Annotated in this window: 14 protein-coding genes and 1 pseudogene; 9 read left to right on the forward strand and 6 right to left on the reverse strand. The window is 38.7% G+C overall.

Features of this window, described 5'->3' with window-relative positions:
• Positions 1 to 179: 179 nt before the first annotated feature.
• Positions 180 to 2120, forward strand: a complete 1941-nt coding sequence (gyrB, locus tag ESU54_RS13275) for a DNA topoisomerase (ATP-hydrolyzing) subunit B (protein WP_111844169.1) — start codon at positions 180 to 182, stop codon at positions 2118 to 2120.
• Between the two features lie 198 nt (positions 2121 to 2318).
• Positions 2319 to 3245 (forward strand): malate dehydrogenase, encoded by a 927-nt coding sequence (gene mdh / locus ESU54_RS13280; protein WP_111844144.1) that lies wholly within the window; start codon positions 2319 to 2321, stop codon positions 3243 to 3245.
• A gap of 84 nt (positions 3246 to 3329) precedes the next feature.
• Here mdh and ESU54_RS13285 read toward each other — a convergent pair whose 3' ends face one another.
• Positions 3330 to 5879: an adenosylcobalamin-dependent ribonucleoside-diphosphate reductase gene (locus ESU54_RS13285; protein ID WP_111844145.1), complete on the reverse strand. Its 2550-nt coding sequence runs from the start codon at positions 5877 to 5879 to the stop codon at positions 3330 to 3332.
• Positions 5880 to 6271: 392 nt separating this feature from the next.
• On the opposite strand from ESU54_RS13285, the gene ESU54_RS13290 reads away from it, so the two are divergent.
• The 5 genes from ESU54_RS13290 (at position 6272) to secDF (ending at position 13542) form a co-directional block, all read left to right on the forward strand.
• Positions 6272 to 6613, forward strand: coding sequence for a hypothetical protein (locus ESU54_RS13290; RefSeq protein WP_200830101.1), 342 nt, complete (start codon positions 6272 to 6274; stop codon positions 6611 to 6613).
• A gap of 82 nt (positions 6614 to 6695) precedes the next feature.
• Entirely contained in the window at positions 6696 to 8735 is a 2040-nt protein-coding gene (locus ESU54_RS13295; protein ID WP_235004566.1) for a TonB-dependent receptor, read from the forward strand.
• A 26-nt stretch (positions 8736 to 8761) separates the two neighbouring features.
• On the forward strand, positions 8762 to 9616 hold the full coding sequence (locus tag ESU54_RS13300) for a hypothetical protein (RefSeq protein ID WP_111844146.1): 855 nt from the start codon (positions 8762 to 8764) through the stop codon (positions 9614 to 9616).
• Positions 9617 to 9684: 68 nt separating this feature from the next.
• Positions 9685 to 10299, forward strand: a complete 615-nt coding sequence (locus ESU54_RS13305; RefSeq protein WP_111844147.1) for a hypothetical protein — start codon at positions 9685 to 9687, stop codon at positions 10297 to 10299.
• Positions 10300 to 10509: 210 nt separating this feature from the next.
• Positions 10510 to 13542, forward strand: a complete 3033-nt coding sequence (gene secDF, locus ESU54_RS13310) for a protein translocase subunit SecDF (protein ID WP_111844149.1) — start codon at positions 10510 to 10512, stop codon at positions 13540 to 13542.
• A 99-nt stretch (positions 13543 to 13641) separates the two neighbouring features.
• Here the strand turns inward: secDF and ESU54_RS13315 are convergent, their stop codons facing one another.
• The 5 genes from ESU54_RS13315 to folE all read right to left on the reverse strand — a co-directional run bounded on the left by ESU54_RS13315 (position 13642) and on the right by folE (position 17670).
• Positions 13642 to 14136: a DUF192 domain-containing protein gene (locus ESU54_RS13315; RefSeq protein WP_111844150.1), complete on the reverse strand. Its 495-nt coding sequence runs from the start codon at positions 14134 to 14136 to the stop codon at positions 13642 to 13644.
• Between the two features lie 73 nt (positions 14137 to 14209).
• On the reverse strand, positions 14210 to 15142 hold the full coding sequence (lgt, locus tag ESU54_RS13320) for a prolipoprotein diacylglyceryl transferase (RefSeq protein WP_111844151.1): 933 nt from the start codon (positions 15140 to 15142) through the stop codon (positions 14210 to 14212).
• Between the two features lie 61 nt (positions 15143 to 15203).
• A complete protein-coding gene (gene yidD, locus ESU54_RS13325; RefSeq protein ID WP_111844152.1) occupies positions 15204 to 15449 on the reverse strand; it encodes a membrane protein insertion efficiency factor YidD in 246 nt (81 codons plus the stop codon).
• A gap of 37 nt (positions 15450 to 15486) precedes the next feature.
• A complete protein-coding gene (gene cysS / locus ESU54_RS13330) occupies positions 15487 to 16971 on the reverse strand; it encodes a cysteine--tRNA ligase (RefSeq protein ID WP_111844153.1) in 1485 nt (494 codons plus the stop codon).
• 18 nt (positions 16972 to 16989) lie between these two features.
• Complete coding sequence (folE, locus tag ESU54_RS13335) at positions 16990 to 17670, reverse strand: GTP cyclohydrolase I FolE (protein ID WP_111844154.1); 681 nt, start codon at positions 17668 to 17670, stop codon at positions 16990 to 16992.
• A gap of 144 nt (positions 17671 to 17814) precedes the next feature.
• Between folE and ESU54_RS13340 the strand changes: the two genes are divergently transcribed.
• Both ESU54_RS13340 and ESU54_RS13345 read left to right on the forward strand, forming a co-directional pair.
• Positions 17815 to 18144: a hypothetical protein gene (locus ESU54_RS13340; RefSeq protein ID WP_111844155.1), complete on the forward strand. Its 330-nt coding sequence runs from the start codon at positions 17815 to 17817 to the stop codon at positions 18142 to 18144.
• Positions 18145 to 18179: 35 nt separating this feature from the next.
• Positions 18180 to 19815 (forward strand): annotated as a pseudogene (locus ESU54_RS13345) (hypothetical protein); the annotation flags it as partial.

A 19815-nucleotide genomic window follows, 5' to 3' on the forward strand; every position in this document is an offset into this window, starting at 1 on the left:
TAGTGCGCAACTATTACGCCAAATCCGAAATCTCTTTTTTAAGGCTTGAAATGTTGCGTTTTTCCACAGCAATTTGTTAATAACTTACGACTTAAAAATTGCGTAAACCCTCAATTTTATTGGGTATTTGGTTATATTTGTTCGTTACGAAAAAAACTGAAAATCATTCAAATTATTATATGAGCGAAGAACAGAAAAAAGGCAGCTACGGCGCCGACCAGATTCAAGCGTTGGAAGGAATGGAGCACGTGCGTATGCGCCCCTCTATGTATATTGGCGATGTAGGCCCGCGCGGTTTGCATCATTTGGTTTATGAAGTGGTGGACAACTCCATCGATGAGGCCATGGGTGGCTATTGCGACACGATTGAAATATGGATAAACGAGGACAACTCGGTAACCGTAAAGGATAACGGTCGTGGAATTCCCGTGGATCTTCACAAAAAAGAAGGGGTCTCTGCACTTCAGGTTGTAATGACCAAGATTGGAGCGGGTGGAAAATTTGATAAAGATTCCTATAAAGTTTCCGGAGGTCTTCACGGGGTTGGGGTTTCCGTGGTTAATGCACTATCGGAACATTTAACTGCTACCGTGCACCGCGATGGTAAAGTATGGCAACAGGAATATGAGCGCGGTAAAGCTTTATATCCCGTAAAGACTATTGGTGAAACCGATTTTCGCGGGACTATAGTTACTTTTAAACCGGACAGCGAAATATTTCAGCAAACGTTGGAATATAGTTATGATACCCTTGCAAGTAGAATGCGTGAGCTTTCTTTTTTGAATAAGGGAATCACTATTTACTTTACCGATAAAAGGGAAAAGAATGAAAATGGAGAGAGCGAAACCGAAAAATTCCACAGTGAAGAAGGGTTAAAGGAATTCATCCGCTTTTTGGATGGAAATCGCGAACCAATAATTACGGATGTAATTTCAATGGAAGGCGAAAAGAATGATATTCCTGTTGAAGTTGCGATGGTTTATAACACTTCTTTTAGTGAAAACCTTCATTCCTACGTAAACAATATAAATACCCACGAAGGGGGAACGCACCTTGCTGGTTTTCGTGCAGGTCTTACCCGTACGTTAAAGAAATATGCCGACGCTTCCGGAATGCTGGATAAATTGAAATTCGAGATTGCAGGTGATGACTTCCGTGAAGGATTGACCGCAATTATTTCAGTTAAAGTGCAAGAACCGCAATTTGAAGGGCAAACAAAAACTAAATTGGGTAACCGTGAAGTTACTTCAGCTGTGAGTCAAGCGGTTTCCGAAATGCTTGAAAATTATTTGGAAGAACATCCAAACGATGCGAAAATAATAGTTCAAAAAGTAATACTTGCGGCACAGGCACGCCATGCAGCGCGAAAGGCTAGAGAAATGGTTCAGCGCAAAACGGTAATGAGTGGTGGTGGACTGCCAGGAAAACTTTCTGATTGTTCTGAACAGGATCCTGTAAAATGCGAAGTATTTCTTGTAGAGGGTGATTCCGCAGGTGGAACTGCTAAACAAGGACGTGATCGTAATTTCCAAGCTATTCTTCCGCTTCGAGGAAAAATTCTCAACGTGGAAAAAGCAATGCAGCACAAAGTTTTTGAAAACGAAGAAATCCGAAATATTTATACGGCTCTTGGTGTAACCATCGGGACCGAAGAAGACAGTAAGGCATTAAACCTTGAAAAATTACGCTATCATAAAGTTGTGATTATGTGTGATGCGGATGTGGATGGTAGCCACATTGCAACGCTGATTCTTACTTTCTTTTTCCGTTATATGCGTGAATTAGTTGAAGCGGGTTGCGTTTATATTGCCACTCCACCGCTTTATTTAGTGAAAAAAGGTGCCAAAAAAGAATATGCCTGGAGCGATAAAGCTCGTGATGCCCTAAACGAACAGTTTGGTGGAAGTGCAGCAATCCAGCGCTATAAAGGTCTGGGTGAAATGAACGCCGAACAACTTTGGGATACTACAATGAACCCTGAATTCCGTACTTTACGCCAAGTAACAATAGATAACGGTACCGAAGCTGATAGAATTTTCTCAATGTTGATGGGTGACGAAGTTCCGCCAAGACGTGAGTTTATTGAGAAAAACGCAATTTATGCGAATATTGATGTGTAACTAAATCTAAATAATTTTTGAAAAGCCCATTGCTGATACATTCAGCAATGGGCTTTTTAGTTTTTAACCCTTTATTGTCATAATTTTAAGTAGATAATAGTACTTTTGTGTAGTATTTCAATAATACTTGAAAACAAATAAAAACGATTCTGATATCCGTCAGAATAACCATAAATCACAAACAATAAACATATTAATATGAAAGTAACAGTTGTAGGAGCAGGTGCTGTGGGCGCAAGTTGTGCAGAGTACATTGCCATCAAGAATTTTGCAAGTGAAGTAGTTTTGTTGGACATCAAAGAAGGATTTGCCGAAGGAAAGGCGATGGATTTGATGCAGACCGCTTCTTTAAACGGTTTTGACACGAAAATCACTGGAGTAACAAGTGATTATTCTAAAACGGCTGATAGTGATATCTGCGTAATCACCAGTGGAATTCCACGTAAACCAGGAATGACGCGTGAGGAATTGATTGGTATCAATGCCGGAATAGTAAAGGACGTGTCCTCAAACCTTGTAAAACATTCTCCTAAAACAATTATAATCGTAGTAAGCAACCCGATGGATACGATGGCCTATTTGGTTCATAAAACATCAGGTTTGCCCAGCAACAGAATTATCGGAATGGGCGGTGCTTTAGATAGCGCACGTTTTAAATACCGTTTGGCTGAGGCTTTGGGTGCGCCAATCAGCGATGTTGACGGAATGGTGATCGGTGGTCACAGCGATACTGGAATGGTGCCATTGACGCGTTTGGCAACTAGGAATAGTGTTCCGGTTACCAAGTTTATTTCCGAAGAAAGATTAAATCAAGTAATGGAAGACACTAAAGTTGGCGGTGCTACATTGACCAAACTTTTGGGAACTTCAGCTTGGTATGCTCCGGGAGCAGCAGTTTCAGGTTTGGTTCAGGCAATTGCTTGCGATCAAAAGAAAATGTTTCCTTGCTCCGTAATGCTCAACGGCGAATACGGATTGAAAGATATCTGTATTGGTGCTCCAGTTATTTTGGGCAGAAACGGTATCGAAAAAATCGTTGAACTTGAATTGAACGATGCCGAAAAAGCACACATGAAAGAAAGTGCGGAAGGTGTTCGCAAAACAAATGATTTGCTTGAATTGTAATTTGCAATTAAGTGTATAAAATTGAAAAAGCCGGTAATTGCCGGCTTTTTTATTATATGGTGTCAGTTCGAACTCAGTCGAGAACTATCCGCATTTAGAAGACCCACAATCCTTGCAAGTCAAACAACCTTCTTGATAAATAAGCGATGTACTGTTACAATTTTCACATTTCTGTTTGCGTGCTTCGGTACCGTCGGCAACGTATCGTTTTAAGGCGCGGGCAACACCGTTTTTCCATGTGTTTATACTTTCGCTATCTAATTGAAGGCTGTTAATTAATTCCACAGCTTTTTCAATCGGCATTCCGTGGCGAAGCGTGCTAGAAATCAATTTTGCATAGTTCCAAAATTCTGGGTTAAATTTATGTGAAAGCCCTTCAATAGTGGTTTTGTAGCCTCTTTTGTTTTGATACTGAAAATCGTAACGCGAAGTTCCGTCTTCATTTCTGTTTTTAATAATTACCCCGTTATTTACCCAACGTGGAATTAAAATACCGTCTTCATCATCGGCAAAACCTGTGAAGATTTCATAAGGTTTTTCATCGATCAAACCGATAAACGCAATCCATTTGTCTTTGCTATTTTGAAAACGAACTACATCTGCACCCAAAACTTCTGGACGTTTTGTAGGGAAAGCGGTAAGTGTTTCATTTTCCTCTTCCTTTTCTTCGTTGGAAATCAAAACCCCAGAACGTGAACCATCGCGGTAAACAGTAACGCCTTTACAGCCGGCTTGCCATGCTTCCAAATAAAGTTTTCCAACCAATTCTTCAGTAGCATCATTGGGTAAGTTGATAGTTACAGAAATGGAATGATCCACCCATTTTTGCACTGCGCCTTGCATGCGTACTTTGCTCATCCAGTCCACATCGTTGGAAGTGGCTTTGTAGTAAGGCGATTTTTTTACGATTTTGTTCAGTTCTTCCTGGCTGTAGTTTTTATCGGTATCAAAATCGTTTACTTCCATCCATTGCTTGAAACGGTGGTGAAAAACTACGTATTCTTCCCAACTGTCGCCCAATTCATCCACAAAATCAATGCGTACGTTTTTGTCATTAGGGTTCACCTTTCTTCTTCTTTTGTAAACAGGAAGAAAAACGGGCTCGATTCCAGAAGTAGTCTGCGTCATCAAACTTGTGGTTCCTGTTGGTGCGATGGTTAGCAACGCAATATTTCTTCGACCGAATTCCAGCATATCGTAATACAGCTTTTCATCTGCATCTTTTAGGCGAAGGATAAACGGATTGTTTTTTTCTCTTTCGCTATCGTATATTTTGAAAGCGCCTCTTTCTTTTGCAGCATAAACCGAAGCGCGATAGGCTTCCAAAGCGACCGTCTTGTGGATTTCAACTGAAAAATCAATTCCTTCCTTGCTGCCGTATTTTATGCCCAAAGCGGCAAGCATATCTCCTTCTGCGGTAATGCCTATTCCAGTTCTACGGCCCTCTTCGGCTTTTCTTTGAATGTTCAACCAGAGATTTTTTTCAACAGCTTTTATTTCTTCAGCTTGTGGGTCGGCGTTTATTTTGTCGATAATAGCATCTACTTTTTCAAGTTCCAAATCGATAATATCGTCCATAATTCGTTGGGCGATCCCAATATGCTTTTTGAAGAGCTCAAAATTGAAAGAAGCCTTTTTTGTGAAAGGTTCCTCAACATAAGAAAATAAATTGATGGCTAATAAACGACAGGAATCGTAAGGACATAGCGGAATTTCGCCACACGGATTGGTAGAAACGGTCTTGTAGCCCAAATCTGCATAACAATCAGGAACGGACTCCTTAATAATAGTATCCCAGAAAAGAATACCCGGCTCAGCAGATTTCCATGCATTGTGCACTATTTTTTTCCAAAGTTTTCCAGCCTCGATTTTTTTAGTATTTTTTGGATTTTCGCTGAAAATAGGATATTTCTGTACATAGTTTGTTCCATCTTTCACGGCTTGCATAAAAGCATCGTCCATTCGAACAGAAACATTGGCTCCGGTAACTTTACCCTGCTCCATTTTGGCATCGATAAAATCTTCGGAATCGGGGTGATTTATAGATACCGAAAGCATCAATGCGCCACGGCGACCATCTTGCGCCACTTCACGAGTTGAGTTTGAATAGCGCTCCATAAACGGAACGATTCCAGTTGAGGTCAAGGCTGAATTTTTCACAGGTGAGCCTTTTGGTCGTATGTGCGAAAGATCGTGACCCACACCGCCGCGACGTTTCATTAATTGAACTTGCTCTTGGTCAATTTTCATAATTCCACCGTAAGAGTCGGAATCGCCATCGTTTCCGATTACAAAGCAATTGGAAAGTGACGCAATTTGATATGGATTACCAATACCCGCCATTGGGCTGCCCTGTGGTACGATGTATTTAAAATCTTTTATGGCATCAAAAACTTCGTCTTCCGTCATCGGATTTGCATAACGCTTTTCCACGCGTGCAATTTCTTTTGCAATGCGACGGTGCATGTCGTTCGGCGTTTTTTCGTAAATATTGCCTTCAGAATCTTTTAGGGCATATTTATTTACCCATACGCGTGCTGCAAGATCGTCTCCTTTAAAATATTCAACCGAAGCTTCGAATGCTTCGTCCTGTGTATAAGTTTGAGGTGCGGGGATGACAGTTTTTACTTGCATATTCTGAAAGTGTTTTGGTTGTTTTGAATTGGAATTTTAATGTAGGGTAAATATACTAAAATAGTAATCTCATTCTAATATTAAAATTTAAAGTTGTCAAGAATGTATTGTTAATATATTTATAATCAGCTATATAAAATTTTATCAACACTAAAAAGTTGACAAATTTTGAAAATAAATGTTTTTCATTAAAAAATGTTTTTTGAAGAGTATTTTTGGTTCTCAGTCAGATTTTGCCTCGAACTGAAACCTATAGAAAAATGTGTTTTCAGGTTTATGTCTCTTTGATTTATTTAAAAACATTAAATGTGACAAAAATCATTTTTAGAAATGTATAAGAATTGTAATTTTGCATGGTGAAAAATGTAATTCTCATAATCTCTTCCTTAATAATGCTCACAAAGCCTATGTGGCCAGTGGTTGATTATGTCGTGAATTATGATTATATAGTCAACGTACTTTGCGAAAACAAAGACAAGCCGGAAATGCAATGTAACGGAAAATGTCATTTGTCGAAAGAGTTGGCAAAAGAAGCTGGTGCTGATAATAAGAATCCGTTCAACAGTAAAACTTCAAAAACTGAAATTCTTCAGTTTATTATTTCAGAAAATATTAAAGAGTATACTTTTGCTTCAGAAGCAGGGTTTGCTTCCTTGGAAAATATTGGCTACAAGCCAAATTTGAATTCTTCTCTTTTCAGTTCAAAAATTCTTCATCCACCACAGTTGGGATAATTTATAGCGACGGTTCATTCTGAAATTTTCTAGAATAATTCAGAGTGTCCATATCTTATTAAATTCTCAAAACTATCGTAAAATGAAATTATCTCAAAGTGTATTTCCCATGCGGGTAATACTTATGGGTTACCTTTTGTGTGCATTACTTTGTGGTACTTTAACATCGCAGTTGTACGCTCAAGAAATACCCGCTGATAGCCTGAAATTGATTCATCTAAATGAGGTGATTGTAATTTCGGCAAGCAAACAATTGGACCATCAAAAACAGCGCAAACCACTGTCTACATTGGACGAGTTTTTGGAGTCGTCACTCAGTGTCAATATGGTGAAACGCGGCGCCTATGCTTGGGAGCCAACGATGAACGATATGGCTTCGGAACGTTTGGCTGTAACAATTGATGGAATGCAGATTTTCGGCGCGTGTACCGACAAAATGGACCCAATAACTTCCTATGTTGACGTGTCGAATCTTTCAGAAGCGCAGATTGGCTCTGGCCAACAAGGTGCGGCGTTTGGGAATACCATTGGCGGTGGTATCAACTTGAAGCTGGACAAAAGTAATTTTAAGCCCACTGGCTGGACTAGTTCATTGGAAAGCGCCTATGAAAGCAATAACAAGATGCGTGTTTTTGGTGGCGAACTCAATTATTCCGACGAAAAATTCTATTTGAATACCGATGCAATCTATCGTAAGGCTTATAATTACTATGCTGGAGGTGATAAAGAAGTGCTTTTTTCGCAATTTGAAAAATATAACTTCTCCATCAATTCGGGCTATAAATTGGCCGAGGACAAATCCATTTCCGCTACCTTAATATATGATGAAGCGAACGATGTGGGTTATCCTGCCTTAACAATGGACGTTTCCTTGGCGCGGGCGGTAATCGGTTCGGTGAGTTTTAATCAGGATACTTTGTTGGGGAATTTCACCAATTGGGAATCCAAATTGTATTACAATAACATTAAGCATACCATGGATGACACCAAGCGTCCAGATGTATTGATACATATGGATATGCCAGGCTGGAGTGAAACTGCCGGGTTTTATTCGCAACTGAATTTCAACAAAGAAAAGAATCATTTCTTTTTCAAGCTGGATGGGTTTTACAATAAGAGTTATGCAGAAATGACAATGTATCCAACCAACAGCAACGAGCCGTTGATGTTTATGTTAACGTGGCCAGATGTGCGCACCAAAGACGTTGGTTTTTATGCCGAAGATCACATTTCATTTGAAAAATCTTCGTTAAAACTTTCAACGCGTTTGGCTTACCATTCAAATACAGTGGCAGATGATTTTGGGTTGAACAGCTTAAAAATTTTCTATCCCGAAATGGATAAGACAAATACCCGTTTTTTGAAAAGCTTTTCGGCACAATATCACAAAATGCTGAATGATTTTCACTTAAACGGTGGTCTTTCGTATGGCGAACGCGCGCCTTCGGTTTCGGAGGGGTATGGGTTTTATCTGTTCAATAGTTTTGATAACCACGATTATATTGGCGACCCAGACCTTAACACGGAAAGTTCTGCAGATGCCAATATTTCGGTAATCTATAAAAAACCAACTTTTGAAATTACTGCTGGGGCAAATTATTTCCATATTTTCAATTATATAATTGGAGTGGTGGATAATTCGCTCAGCACGATGACCATTGGTGCTGATGGTGTTAAAATTTATACCAATCTTGATTATGCGCAGCTTTTTAATGCTTCACTCTCGGGAAGGTATAATATTTCAAATGCTTTTAAATTATCTGCTAATGTTTCGTATCACCGAGGGGTTGACAATGAGAGCGAAAATTTGCCATTGATCAGCCCGCTTTCATACACGAGCGCACTCGATTTCTATAAAAACCAATATTCTGCATCGCTTTCGGTTGATGGCGCTGGGGAGCAAATAAATTACAATCCTGCTTATGGCGAAACGAAAACCGCTGCTTATGCCACGCTTTCGGCAAGCTTTGGGAAACGTTTCTTCATAAATAAAAATGATCTTTTTGTTAAAACGGGGATTGAAAACATTCTTGATACAAATTATTCGTCCTATACCGATTGGAACAACATTCCGCGGATGGGCAGAAACCTTTATTTAACAATTTCTTATTCAATTAATTAATAACTCAAAATAAATATTAAATACATATGAAAACATTAAAATATATTTTCGCAATCCTTATTCTATCCATTTCATTCGTTAGTTGTTCTGATGATGATAATGACACACCAGTAGAAGTTAGCCCTGTTGAGGGTTTGAACAAAATTTATGAATTTTCAGAAGCTGACCATTCTGTTGAAATCTATTCTGAAAAAACAGGCCTCGAAGTGGGTTACAATGAAGTTTCTATCCGAATAAAAGATATGGCTAGCAACAAATACGTTACCAACGCCGCCCCCACTTGGATGCCAATGATGCATATGGAAACTATGAGCCATTCCGCACCACACACTATGTTGAGCAATTCTGAAGAAAGCACTGTTTATAAAGGTTATATCGTTTTCCAAATGGCGAGCAACGGCACTGAATATTGGGAAGTAATGCTTAACTATAACCTTAACGGTCAGGCAATCGAGGAGGCTATGGCGGTTTCGGTAGCACAGCCTGCTGATGGTTTGAACAAAACACAAGTATTTACGGGCAGCGATAATACGCGTTACATTTTGGCTTATGTTAATCCTAAAGACCCCAAAGTTGCAATTAACGATTTGCAAGCTGTACTTTACAAAATGGAAACTATGATGTCTTTTCCAGTGGTTGAAAACTTCAAAATAACTGTTGATCCAAGAATGCCCGGAATGGGGAACCACACTTCGCCAAACAATCAGGATTTGATTTATAATGCAGCAACCAAAATTTACAATGGTAAATTGTCACTTACAATGACCGGCTATTGGAAAATTAATTTAAAATTGATGAATGAAAGCGGTGAGGTATTGAAAGGAGAAGACGTTACAGAGTTAAACCCTGAGAGCAGTCTTTATTTTGAAATAGAGTTCTAATTTTTTTGTTTATTTTATATTGTATAAAGACTGTAGCGATACAGTCTTTATTTTTTTATATTTGACGCGTGAACTGGAAATGGTATATACCGGTATTAATAATTGCTCTTGCTTTTTTTGGAATAAGCTTGGAGCAATCAACGCTTCCCAATCAGGAAATTGTTGTTCAATTTGATGCCAAATCTGTAAGTGCTGATGAGGCGCAACGTGCTGTTTCCGATATAACAAACCAATTAAAAGCTATTGGCGTTGCTGATGTTCAAGTATCAGAACTGCTGGATGGTAAACTAAAAGTTACTTACTACAGTAGCATTGATGTAGCTGTAATAAAGAATTTGTTTTATAAACAGAACAAACTTCAGCTTGATGATACGGCTTTTAATGAAAAGGATGGCTCTTCCCAAATTCCTTTTAGTAATGATTCCTATACCTATAAACTAGATGTAATCAAAATCCAAAAGGATTATGGTTCAGATCTAGGACTTCATGGCCTACTTGTAGAATTAAAGTCTGCAAAAGATCAATATTTAAACCAAATTGTTTCTCTTGTCATAGAGGATGCTAATTTCAGTTTAAAACAAAATTTTGAAATAGTTGCGTATAAAAACTATCGCAATGTTTCACTATTAATAGATACTACTTCACATAAAATTCCAGAGGTACGGGCTGGACCATTTTCTTAAAGAAATTCTTCGTAAAATTTTTTAAAGTGAAAAGGTTGAAACATAATTGAGCTTTTTTTCACTTTCATAAAACGGCTTCCGTATTTCACATTCCGAAGTCTTTAAAATTAATTTATTAATAACCGCGATAATTGTCAGATATAACAGCAAATCATATATTTGCGCTCCCGAAATTTTGGGATAAAAAAATCTGACCAAAAAAATATATACATGCAAAACAAAGGACTAATTACCATATTTGCCATCCTTTTTGGATTGGTAAGTATTTATCAGCTCTCATTCACTTATGTGGCTAGCAAAGTGGAGGACAGCGCTAAGGAGTTTGCCAATAGCAAATTCTCTGAAAATGAACCACACGAGCGTGACAACGCAGAAGCCCGTTACCTTGATTCTGTGGGCACCCAGTCAATATTCTTGGGAATAGACTACAATGATGCTAAGGAGAGGGAATTGAACAAAGGTCTTGACCTTAAAGGAGGTATCAACGTTATCCTTGAGGTTTCTGTAAAAGACATCTTGAAAGGGTTGGCAAACAATACTAAAGACCCTGCATTTAACCAAGCTTTGGAGAATGCCAAGGAACTTCAGAAGAATAGCCAGGATACTTACATTGAGTCTTTCTTTCAGGCATTTGAGGCGCTTCCGGGCGAGAACGAACTTGCGTCACCAGATATTTTCTTCAACAAAAACTTGGAAGATGTAATTGATATTGGAATGACCAATGCACAGGTAAAACCAATTATTGAAAAGAAAATCGATGAGTCTATTACTTCTGCTTTTGAAGTTTTAAGAAAGCGTATTGACAAATTTGGGGTAACCCAACCAAACATTCAACGTTTAGGGAAATCCGCAAGAATACTTGTTGAACTTCCGGGAGCGAAAGATGTTGACAGGGTAAAGAAACTTCTTCAAAGTACTGCTCAGCTTGAATTCTGGGATGTTTATAAGTTTGATGAAATGGCAGGATTCCTGCAAGCTGCAGATACCAAAGCTGGTGAAATTGCAATGGCGAAAAATGCATCTGAAACTGAAACAACAAAGACTGTTGTTGATTCAACTAAAACAGAAGAGGACGATGTAAGTAAACTTTTGGGTGGACAGGATGTGAAAGATTCACTTGTTAACGATAATAAAGCAAACCCAATACTTTCAAAAATGGTTTCTTTGGGTAGCCAAGGAAGTCCTGTGATTGCTACTTTCAGATTAAAAGATACCTCGACTATAAATGGTTATTTGCGCAATCCGCAAGTAAAATCATTGTTGCCAACTGAATTGCGTTTCGCGAAATTTGTTTGGGGCTTGCCAGAGGCAGATGCACAATTAAATGGTGAAGAAATAACTGCGCTATATGCGTTGAAAGGAAATAGAGACAATGTTCCACCACTTGGAGGAAGTGTTGTGGTTGATGCAAGACAGGAATATGACAATTTAAGTCGTGTAGTGGTTTCTATGCAAATGAACGGTCAAGGTGCCAAAGTTTGGGAGCAAATGACTGGCGATGCATACCAAAACCAGAGCCAGATTGCTATAGTTCTAGATAATATTGTTTATTCTGCGCCTGGAGTAACTTCAGGACCAATTGCTGGAGGCCGTAGCCAGATTTCCGGAAACTTTACTGTGCCACAAGGACAGGATTTGGCCAACGTGTTGCGTGCAGGTAAATTGCCAGCTTCCGCAGAGATTATTCAAGGGGAAGTTGTTGGACCAACATTGGGCCATGAAGCAATTGACAGTGGGGTAATGTCTTTCGTTGTTGCGCTTTTTATAGTGCTTTTATGGATGATTGGTTATTATGGAAAAGCTGGGGCTTTTGCTGATATCGCTTTGATGGTAAACATATTATTTATCTTCGGAATTTTAGCTGGACTTGGTGCTGTACTTACCTTACCGGGTATTGCGGGTATTGTATTGACGGTAGGTATGTCTGTGGATGCGAACGTACTTATCTTTGAAAGGATTAAAGAAGAGCTTGCAAAAGGCAAGGCACAGAAAGATGCCGTTAAGGATGGTTTCAATAATGCATTGTCTTCCATTCTTGATGCCAACATTACTACTGGTCTTACTGGTTTGATTCTTTTGGTTTTTGGAACTGGACCAATTCAAGGTTTTGCAACTACATTGTTGATAGGTATTGCTACTTCATTGTTTACGGCTATTTTCATCACAAGATTGTTTATTGACAGTTATACCAAAAATGGTAAACCATTGCCTTGTTCAACATCTGTGACTAAAGATCTTTTCAAAAATGTAAGTATTCAGTTCTTGAGAAAACGTAAAATTGCCTATGTGATTTCTGGAATTTTGATTTTGATAAGTGTTACATCTTTGTTCACCATTGGTCTTAACCAAGGTGTTGACTTTGTAGGTGGACGTACATATACCGTTCGTTTTGAAAAAGATGTAAATTCACAGGAAATTCAAAGCAATCTTATAAAAACCTTTGGAAGTGCCGAGGCTAAAACCTATGGTGGCGACAACCAGTTGAAGATTACAACTAAATATAAGGTTGACGAAACCGGTACAGAAGTGGATGAGGAAATAGAGCACATGCTTTTTGAAACCGTTAAAAAAGATATGCCAGCTGATATGACCTATGAAAAGTTTGTTGGGGACCAAACCGGAAAAACCATCGGAAGGATGGAATATTACAAGGTGAGCCCTACCATTGCAGATGATATTAAGAAGGACTCTTTCTGGGCCGTATTCGGTTCGTTGGTTGTGGTTTTCCTTTATATTCTGTTGCGCTTTAGAAGATGGCAGTTTAGTTTGGGTGCTGTGGCTGCTGTGGCACACGATGTAATAATCGTTTTAGGTGTGTTTTCCCTAACGTATAGGTTTATGCCTTTCAGTATGGAGATTGACCAAGCTTTTATTGCGGCAATACTTACCGTAATTGGTTACTCGCTGAATGATACGGTAATTGTGTTTGACCGTATCCGTGAATACTTTGGCGAACACCCAGGCTGGAAAATGAATCGAATCATTGACGTGGCATTGAGCAGTACTTTGGGAAGAACGTTAAATACGTCATTCACCACACTTATTGTATTGTTGTGTATGTTCTTCTTTGGTGCGGAATCTATTCGTGGATTGTTGTTTGCAATTATCGTTGGTATCGTTGTAGGTACTTATTCGTCTTTGTTTATTGCAACACCGATTATGTACGACACTGTAAAACGCAAAAAAGTTGAGGATTTGATTGATAAAAAAGAAGAAGAAGGTGCCCCTGCATTGGAAGCATAAATTATTTATTCTGAGAAATAAAAAAGCCCTTTCCATTCGGAAAGGGCTTTTTGTTTTTGGAAAGATTCTATTTTGAGATTTTAAGAATTAAAACCGTAACTAATTTTTAGTAAACTGAATTTTATCACCTTGTTCAAGCTTCCATTTGTCAGAAAGCCCTGCATTTATTTCCAATACATATTGCGAAGCTGCTTCGGAAGGAAGAGAGGTTTCGTCAAAAGACTTGGCATTTTTTTGGAAACTTACTATTTCCTTATCAGAATTCAAATAAATAATATCCAATGGTATTTCCGTATTCTTCATATAAAAGGATCGCTGTCTCGAATCGTTAAATACAAAAAGCATCCCTTGGTTTTCGGCCATAGAGTGGCGGTACATCAAGCCCGTTTGGGTTGAATACTCATCGTCAGCTATTTCAATATCGAGCGTGGAAATTATTGAATCGTTTTCAGCTTTCAATAAAGTAAGTTGCCCTTCTTTAGTGAAAGTTATTTCTTTGGTAAGACTTTTATTTTCTGAATTTACGGCGTCTTTGCAGTTGTAAAATGTTAAAATTGAAAAGACGAGAGACGCAGAAATAAGTATTTTTTTCATTGAAAATGTATGTTAAAGACTGCGAATTCACGAATATTTAAATAATAATTATTCGTGAATTCGTAATTAATTTTTATTCAGTTATTGGCTTTTTTGAAGCTTTCCACATAATGTAGATTCCTGCTACGATGAAAGGGATGCTAAGCCATTGTCCGGTGGAAAGTAGCCCAAGTGCAGACTCAAACCCGCCCTGACTTTCTTTTACAAACTCCACAATAAAGCGAACCATAAAAAGAAGAATTAAAAACGCTCCAAAAATATAACCGATCTGCTTTCTGCGTTCAGTCTTCCAGTATAAATACCAGCAAACTAAAAATACAATCACATAGCCCGCCGCTTCATAAAGCTGTGCAGGATGGCGAAAAGGAACGGAATTCAGTAATTCTGAAAACTGTGGGTTGTGTACAATAGCGTCATAAGCTTTATTCGGATTTTGAATTCCCGTTGCTTGAACCGCTTCTTGCTTGCGAATGCCTTCGTGAACAAAACGAACACCCAGCGGAAAGTCACCCGAAGGTTTCCCGATGATCTCAGAATTCATAAAATTCCCGATTCGCACAAAAATGCCACCACAGGCCACCGCAATTACGATCCGGTCCATAATCCACAAAAAAGGTTTTTTAATTACATTTTTTGTGTAAAAATACATGGCAATTAAAATTCCAATTGCTGCACCGTGACTTGCCAATCCTTGAAATCCTGTGAATTCAAACTCGGGAACTGTGCTGATTGGTAAAAAAATAGAAAGTGGGTCTTCTACAAAAAGTTCGGACTGATAAAAAATAACATGACCCAAACGTGCACCAATCAAAGTAGCAACGACCATATAAATAAAAAGGCTGTCTAGTTTTTCCTGTGGTTGCCCCTCTCTTTCATAAATCTTTTTAGTGAGTATCCAGCCCAGCGTGAACGCCACTACGAACATCAAACTGTAATAGCGGATCATAAAAAAGCCAAGATCAATCCCTTCAGAAGGATTCCATGTAAAACTTAAATAGTGCATAATAGGGGTTTTATTGAGCAGTGTAAAGATAGCAAAACCGAAAAAGTATTGCGTATCAAATGTTTTATTTGTCTATATATTTCTTTTTCGGGGGAACAGGATCATAACCCGAACCGCCCCATGGGTTGCAACTGGCTATTCGTTTTGTGGCAAGCCATCCGCCCTTTAATAGACCATGTGTTTGCAGTGCTTCCACTGCATAGTGTGAACAAGTGGGTGTATAACGACAACTAGAAGGCAAAAGTGGTGAAATGAAATTCTGATATCCCTTAATTAATAATACGAATGGATATGTGAAAAGTTTTTTCATAAAAACTCCCCCGTTGAAGGGGGGCGGGGGGTGTTTCTTAATTTAATGAAAAAGTCGTGCCTTCCTTCCCGTCTTTAAGCTGAATTCCTTTGACAGCAAGTTCGTCACGTATTTTATCGCTCATCGCGAAATCCTTATTCGCACGCGCTTGATTTCTCAATTGAATAAGAAGCTCAACCGCGGCAGAAAGTTTTTCGCCATCTTGTGAATTTTCTGAGGCATTATTTTCCAGCCCTAAAACATCAAAAAGGAAGTCATCCATCGTTTTCTTTAGCAGTTCCAAATCATTTGCAGAAATGGTTTCTTTTTCTTCTTTTAAAGAGTTTACAAATTTCACTGCTTCAAAAAGATGCGCTATCAAAATAGGACTGTTGAAATCGTCATTCATTGCGTCGTAGCATGCTTTTCGCCAGCTTTGGATATCAAGGCTGCTGTTTTCTGAAGTGTTTAATTCAGAAAGCGTTCTGTAAGCATCCATCAATCTATTGAATCCTTTTTCCGAAGCTTCCAAGGCATCGTTACTGAAATCAAGAATACTTCGGTAATGGGCCTGAAACATAAAAAATTTAGTAACCGTAGGGGAGAAGGGCTTGCTCAAAATGTCGTTTTCACCTGTAAACATTTCATTCGGAAGAATATAGTTGCCAGTAGATTTCGACATTTTTTTCCCGTTCAATGTAAGCATATTTGCGTGCATCCAATAGTTCACTGGCGATGTATGATTGCAGGCTTCTGCTTGTGCAATCTCACATTCGTGATGTGGAAATTTCAAGTCCATTCCACCACCGTGAATATCAAAATTGTTGCCCAAATATTTTGTACTCATAGCAGTACACTCCAAATGCCAGCCTGGAAAACCTTCACTCCAAGGTGAGGGCCAGCGCATAATGTGCTGTGGTTCGGCTTTTTTCCATAATGCAAAATCTTGCGGATTTTTCTTATCGGTCTGTGCAGAAAGTTCACGAGTGTTGGCAATCATATCTTCTAGCTTCCTTCCACTCAGCTTTCCGTAATTGTTGGTTTCGTTGAATTTTACAACATCAAAATAGACTGAGCCATTTTTTTCGTAAGCAAAACCTTTTTTGATTATTTTTTCAACAATATGAATTTGTTCGTAAATATGACCCGTTGCAGTTGGTTCAATACTTGGTGGTAAGGCGTTGAATTTCGCCATTGTAGTATGGAAATCCACAGTGTATTTTTGGACCACTTCCATAGGTTCCAATTGCTCTAGCCGTGCTTTTTTCAAAATAGGATCGTCACCGCTTTCACCGTCATTTTCTAAATGTCCAGCGTCGGTAATATTCCGTACATATCGAACTTTGTAACCCAAATGTTTTAAATATCTGAAAACCAAATCGAAAGAAAGAAAGGTTCGGCAATTGCCCAAATGGACATTGCTGTAAACAGTTGGGCCACAAACGTACATTCCCACCGCGCCTTCGTGAATTGGGAGAAATTTTTCTTTGTTTTTTGAAAGGGAATTGTAAATGTAAAGTTCTTGCTGTTGATAAAGGCCCATTAATTTTCTTTTAAAATGCTATTGAAATTGGGTGTCTAATTTTATGTAGTCCAAAAACTCCCTACGCGTTTCAGAATTTTTGAAAGCACCGCCAAACTCACTGGTCACCGTACTGCTATCAATATCGCGAATGCCGCGCGAATTTACGCAGAGGTGTTTTGCGTCAATTACGCAGGCAACATCTTCAGTATTCAAAACTTGTTGCAGCTCCTTCACTATCTGCATCGTTAAGCGTTCCTGAACTTGTGGGCGTTTTGCGTAATAGTCAACAATCCGGTTCATTTTTGAAAGTCCAACCACAGATCCGTTAGAAATGTAGGCAATATGCGCTTTTCCAACAATGGGAAGTAAATGGTGTTCACAGGTAGAGTAGAGGGTAATGTTTTTCTCTACCAGCATTTCCTTGTATTTGTATTTATTTTCAAAAGTGGAAGCCTTTGGTCTTCTGTCCGGATGCAGTCCGCCAAAAATTTCCTGTACAAACATTTTTGCTACACGCGTAGGTGTACCTTTCAAGCTGTCGTCCTTAAGATCGAGACCTAAAGTGTGCAGAATATTTTGAACATCTTTTTTAATACTTGCAATTTTTTCAATATCGCTAAGTTCAAAAGCATCAGGGCGCATGGGCGTTTCTGTAGAACTGCCAATGTGGTCATTGCCCATAGCTTCTATCTCTTTCAGTTGTTTTTCTAAATCCATTGATTAAAATATCTTTTCATATAGGGCTGCAAAGATACGCAATAGCATTTTGGTACTGAAAACTCGAACTTCTTATTTTTAAGACTTTAAACCTTATATTTTCATAAAATTTTCTTAATTTTCAAAAAAAATTATTTAAAGCACATGAAAAAACTCCCCACCTTAATCGCTATTCTTTTTTTCTCTTTAATATATGGACAACAAAAAACTGTTTCAGATTATGAAACAACAATTTCTATGGAACCCGCTGAGGTAGTTTCTAGCGCAATTTTAAGTTTTGAATTTGCAGAAGAAAAAATCATAAAATATATAATAACCCAAGGAAATAGAGATGTTTTAATAAAAGAAATTAATAAAAACGAAAACTCTCAAATATTGAAAACGGACTTTTCTTTTTTAGAAAATGGATTGTATGAGATACGCTTCATAATTGATGATACTGAGGTAAAAATAATTCCGTTCAATAAAATATAAAAAATATTGCCCCCAATAGCATTAATATCCCCTCAATGAAAAAACTAATACTTTTAATTGCACTTACTTTAATCTCTTTCAGTACAGTTCAAGCTCAGGTTTGTGATATTCTCATTCCTATTTGTGACAGTCAGGATGGTTTGCAAAACAATGCCATAGATCCTTCTCCAGTAACCATAGACACTGGTTGTCAAATTCTGTCTGGAACGCGTACCATTTGGTTCAGGTTGGCTATTATTCAGGCCACAAATTTTACATTTCAAATAGAACCCACAGGAAGCGTTGATTACGATTTTGCAGTATGGGTCAACGCAGACTGTAATAACCTTGGCGTGGCTGATAGGGCTAGTTACGATGCGCCAGCCGTTGGTGAATACGATACGGGTTTGAATCTTATAGCAACCGATTTCTGTGAAACTGCTGTTGGGGATGGGCAGGTTCAGTTTTTAAGTTTGGTTCCGGGTGACGAAGTTATAATTGTGGTTGATAGATTTTCAAATACTCCAGATGTCTTCAATTTAACGTTTGGTGATCCTGATGCTTTTGATTGTTCCATTGTGCAAACCTCTGCTTGCGATGGAGAAACAGTGGTGTTAGATGCTACAAATCCAAATGCTCTAGGATATGAATGGTTTTATGAAAACCCTATAGGATCAGGGATTTACGTTCCGTTTATTCCAGCTGAAACCTCTCCTACATTATCTGTTACTACCACCGGTAATTACAAAGCAGAAATATATTTGCCATTAGGCGTTACTGATTCAGAGTTTTTTGATGTGGTTTTCTATCCCCAACCTGTAATTGCAAGTCCTCCATTAGATATTGATATCTGCGATGACGGTACCAATCCCGGCATTTTCGATTTGACTGAAAATGATGATGATGTGCGGGGTGGGCAAGATCCGTTGTTTGAGATTACGTACCATAATAATCAACTGGATGCAATTAATGATAGTAATCCTATAATTCCTCCAAATGCATATCCTATAGTTGGTTCTTCTGAAATAATTTGGGTACGTATAGAAGAACCAAGCGGAACGTGTTATGCGATAGATTTTTTTGAAATTAGTTTTGCAGCCGCTACTGCCACGGCCCCTGCAAGCCCTCATTACTTATGCGATGTGGGTGTTCTAGGACAAGAGCCTATTAACTTAAATACCACTTTTGATACCGCCATTCTTAATGGACAGGATCCCGCTCAATACACAGTAACCTATCATGCTAACCCAGCAGATGCAATAGCGGGCACCAACCCCTTATCTCAGCCGCATGTTGTTACTGGATCCCAATTTATTTTTGTTCGAGTTGAAAATAATACTGTCCCAAGTTGTTATGCGACTACTCAATTTAACCTTATTCTTGTTCCCAAACCTATAGCAAACCCTCCAGTTGATTTGTACCAGTGCGATTACGGTACCACTGCAGGCGTTTTCAACCTGACGGACAATGATGCGAACATAATGGGCGGTCAGGACCCTACTTTGTTGACTATAAAATATTACCAGACCTACCAAGACAGTTTTGACGATACCAATGAGATCCTTGGCGGGGTCCACATCATAGTTCCCCCTTCCCCCCAGACGATCTACGCTCGGATCGAGGACAATACGGGCAGTTGTTTTGACCTGACTGATTTCAAGATCTATTTCAGCCGTGCGATCGCTGGCATCG

The sequence above is a fragment of the Aequorivita antarctica genome (genome assembly GCF_007997155.1).
GTDB classification, from domain to species: Bacteria; Bacteroidota; Bacteroidia; order Flavobacteriales; family Flavobacteriaceae; genus Aequorivita; species Aequorivita antarctica.

Bases quoted from the DNA above. Each gene is read 5' to 3' on its own strand.
- ESU54_RS13295 (WP_235004566.1), top strand. From the start codon at position 6,696: ATGAAATTATCTCAAAGTGTATTTCCCATGCGGGTAATACTTATGGGT.
- ESU54_RS13285 (WP_111844145.1), bottom strand. From the start codon at position 5,879: ATGCAAGTAAAAACTGTCATCCCCGCACCTCAAACTTATACACAGGAC.
- folE (WP_111844154.1), bottom strand. From the start codon at position 17,670: ATGGATTTAGAAAAACAACTGAAAGAGATAGAAGCTATGGGCAATGAC.
- yidD (WP_111844152.1), bottom strand. From the start codon at position 15,449: ATGAAAAAACTTTTCACATATCCATTCGTATTATTAATTAAGGGATAT.
- ESU54_RS13340 (WP_111844155.1), top strand. From the start codon at position 17,815: ATGAAAAAACTCCCCACCTTAATCGCTATTCTTTTTTTCTCTTTAATA.
- mdh (WP_111844144.1), top strand. From the start codon at position 2,319: ATGAAAGTAACAGTTGTAGGAGCAGGTGCTGTGGGCGCAAGTTGTGCA.
- secDF (WP_111844149.1), top strand. From the start codon at position 10,510: ATGCAAAACAAAGGACTAATTACCATATTTGCCATCCTTTTTGGATTG.
- cysS (WP_111844153.1), bottom strand. From the start codon at position 16,971: ATGGGCCTTTATCAACAGCAAGAACTTTACATTTACAATTCCCTTTCA.
- gyrB (WP_111844169.1), top strand. From the start codon at position 180: ATGAGCGAAGAACAGAAAAAAGGCAGCTACGGCGCCGACCAGATTCAA.
- ESU54_RS13300 (WP_111844146.1), top strand. From the start codon at position 8,762: ATGAAAACATTAAAATATATTTTCGCAATCCTTATTCTATCCATTTCA.
- ESU54_RS13290 (WP_200830101.1), top strand. From the start codon at position 6,272: ATGCTCACAAAGCCTATGTGGCCAGTGGTTGATTATGTCGTGAATTAT.
- ESU54_RS13315 (WP_111844150.1), bottom strand. From the start codon at position 14,136: ATGAAAAAAATACTTATTTCTGCGTCTCTCGTCTTTTCAATTTTAACA.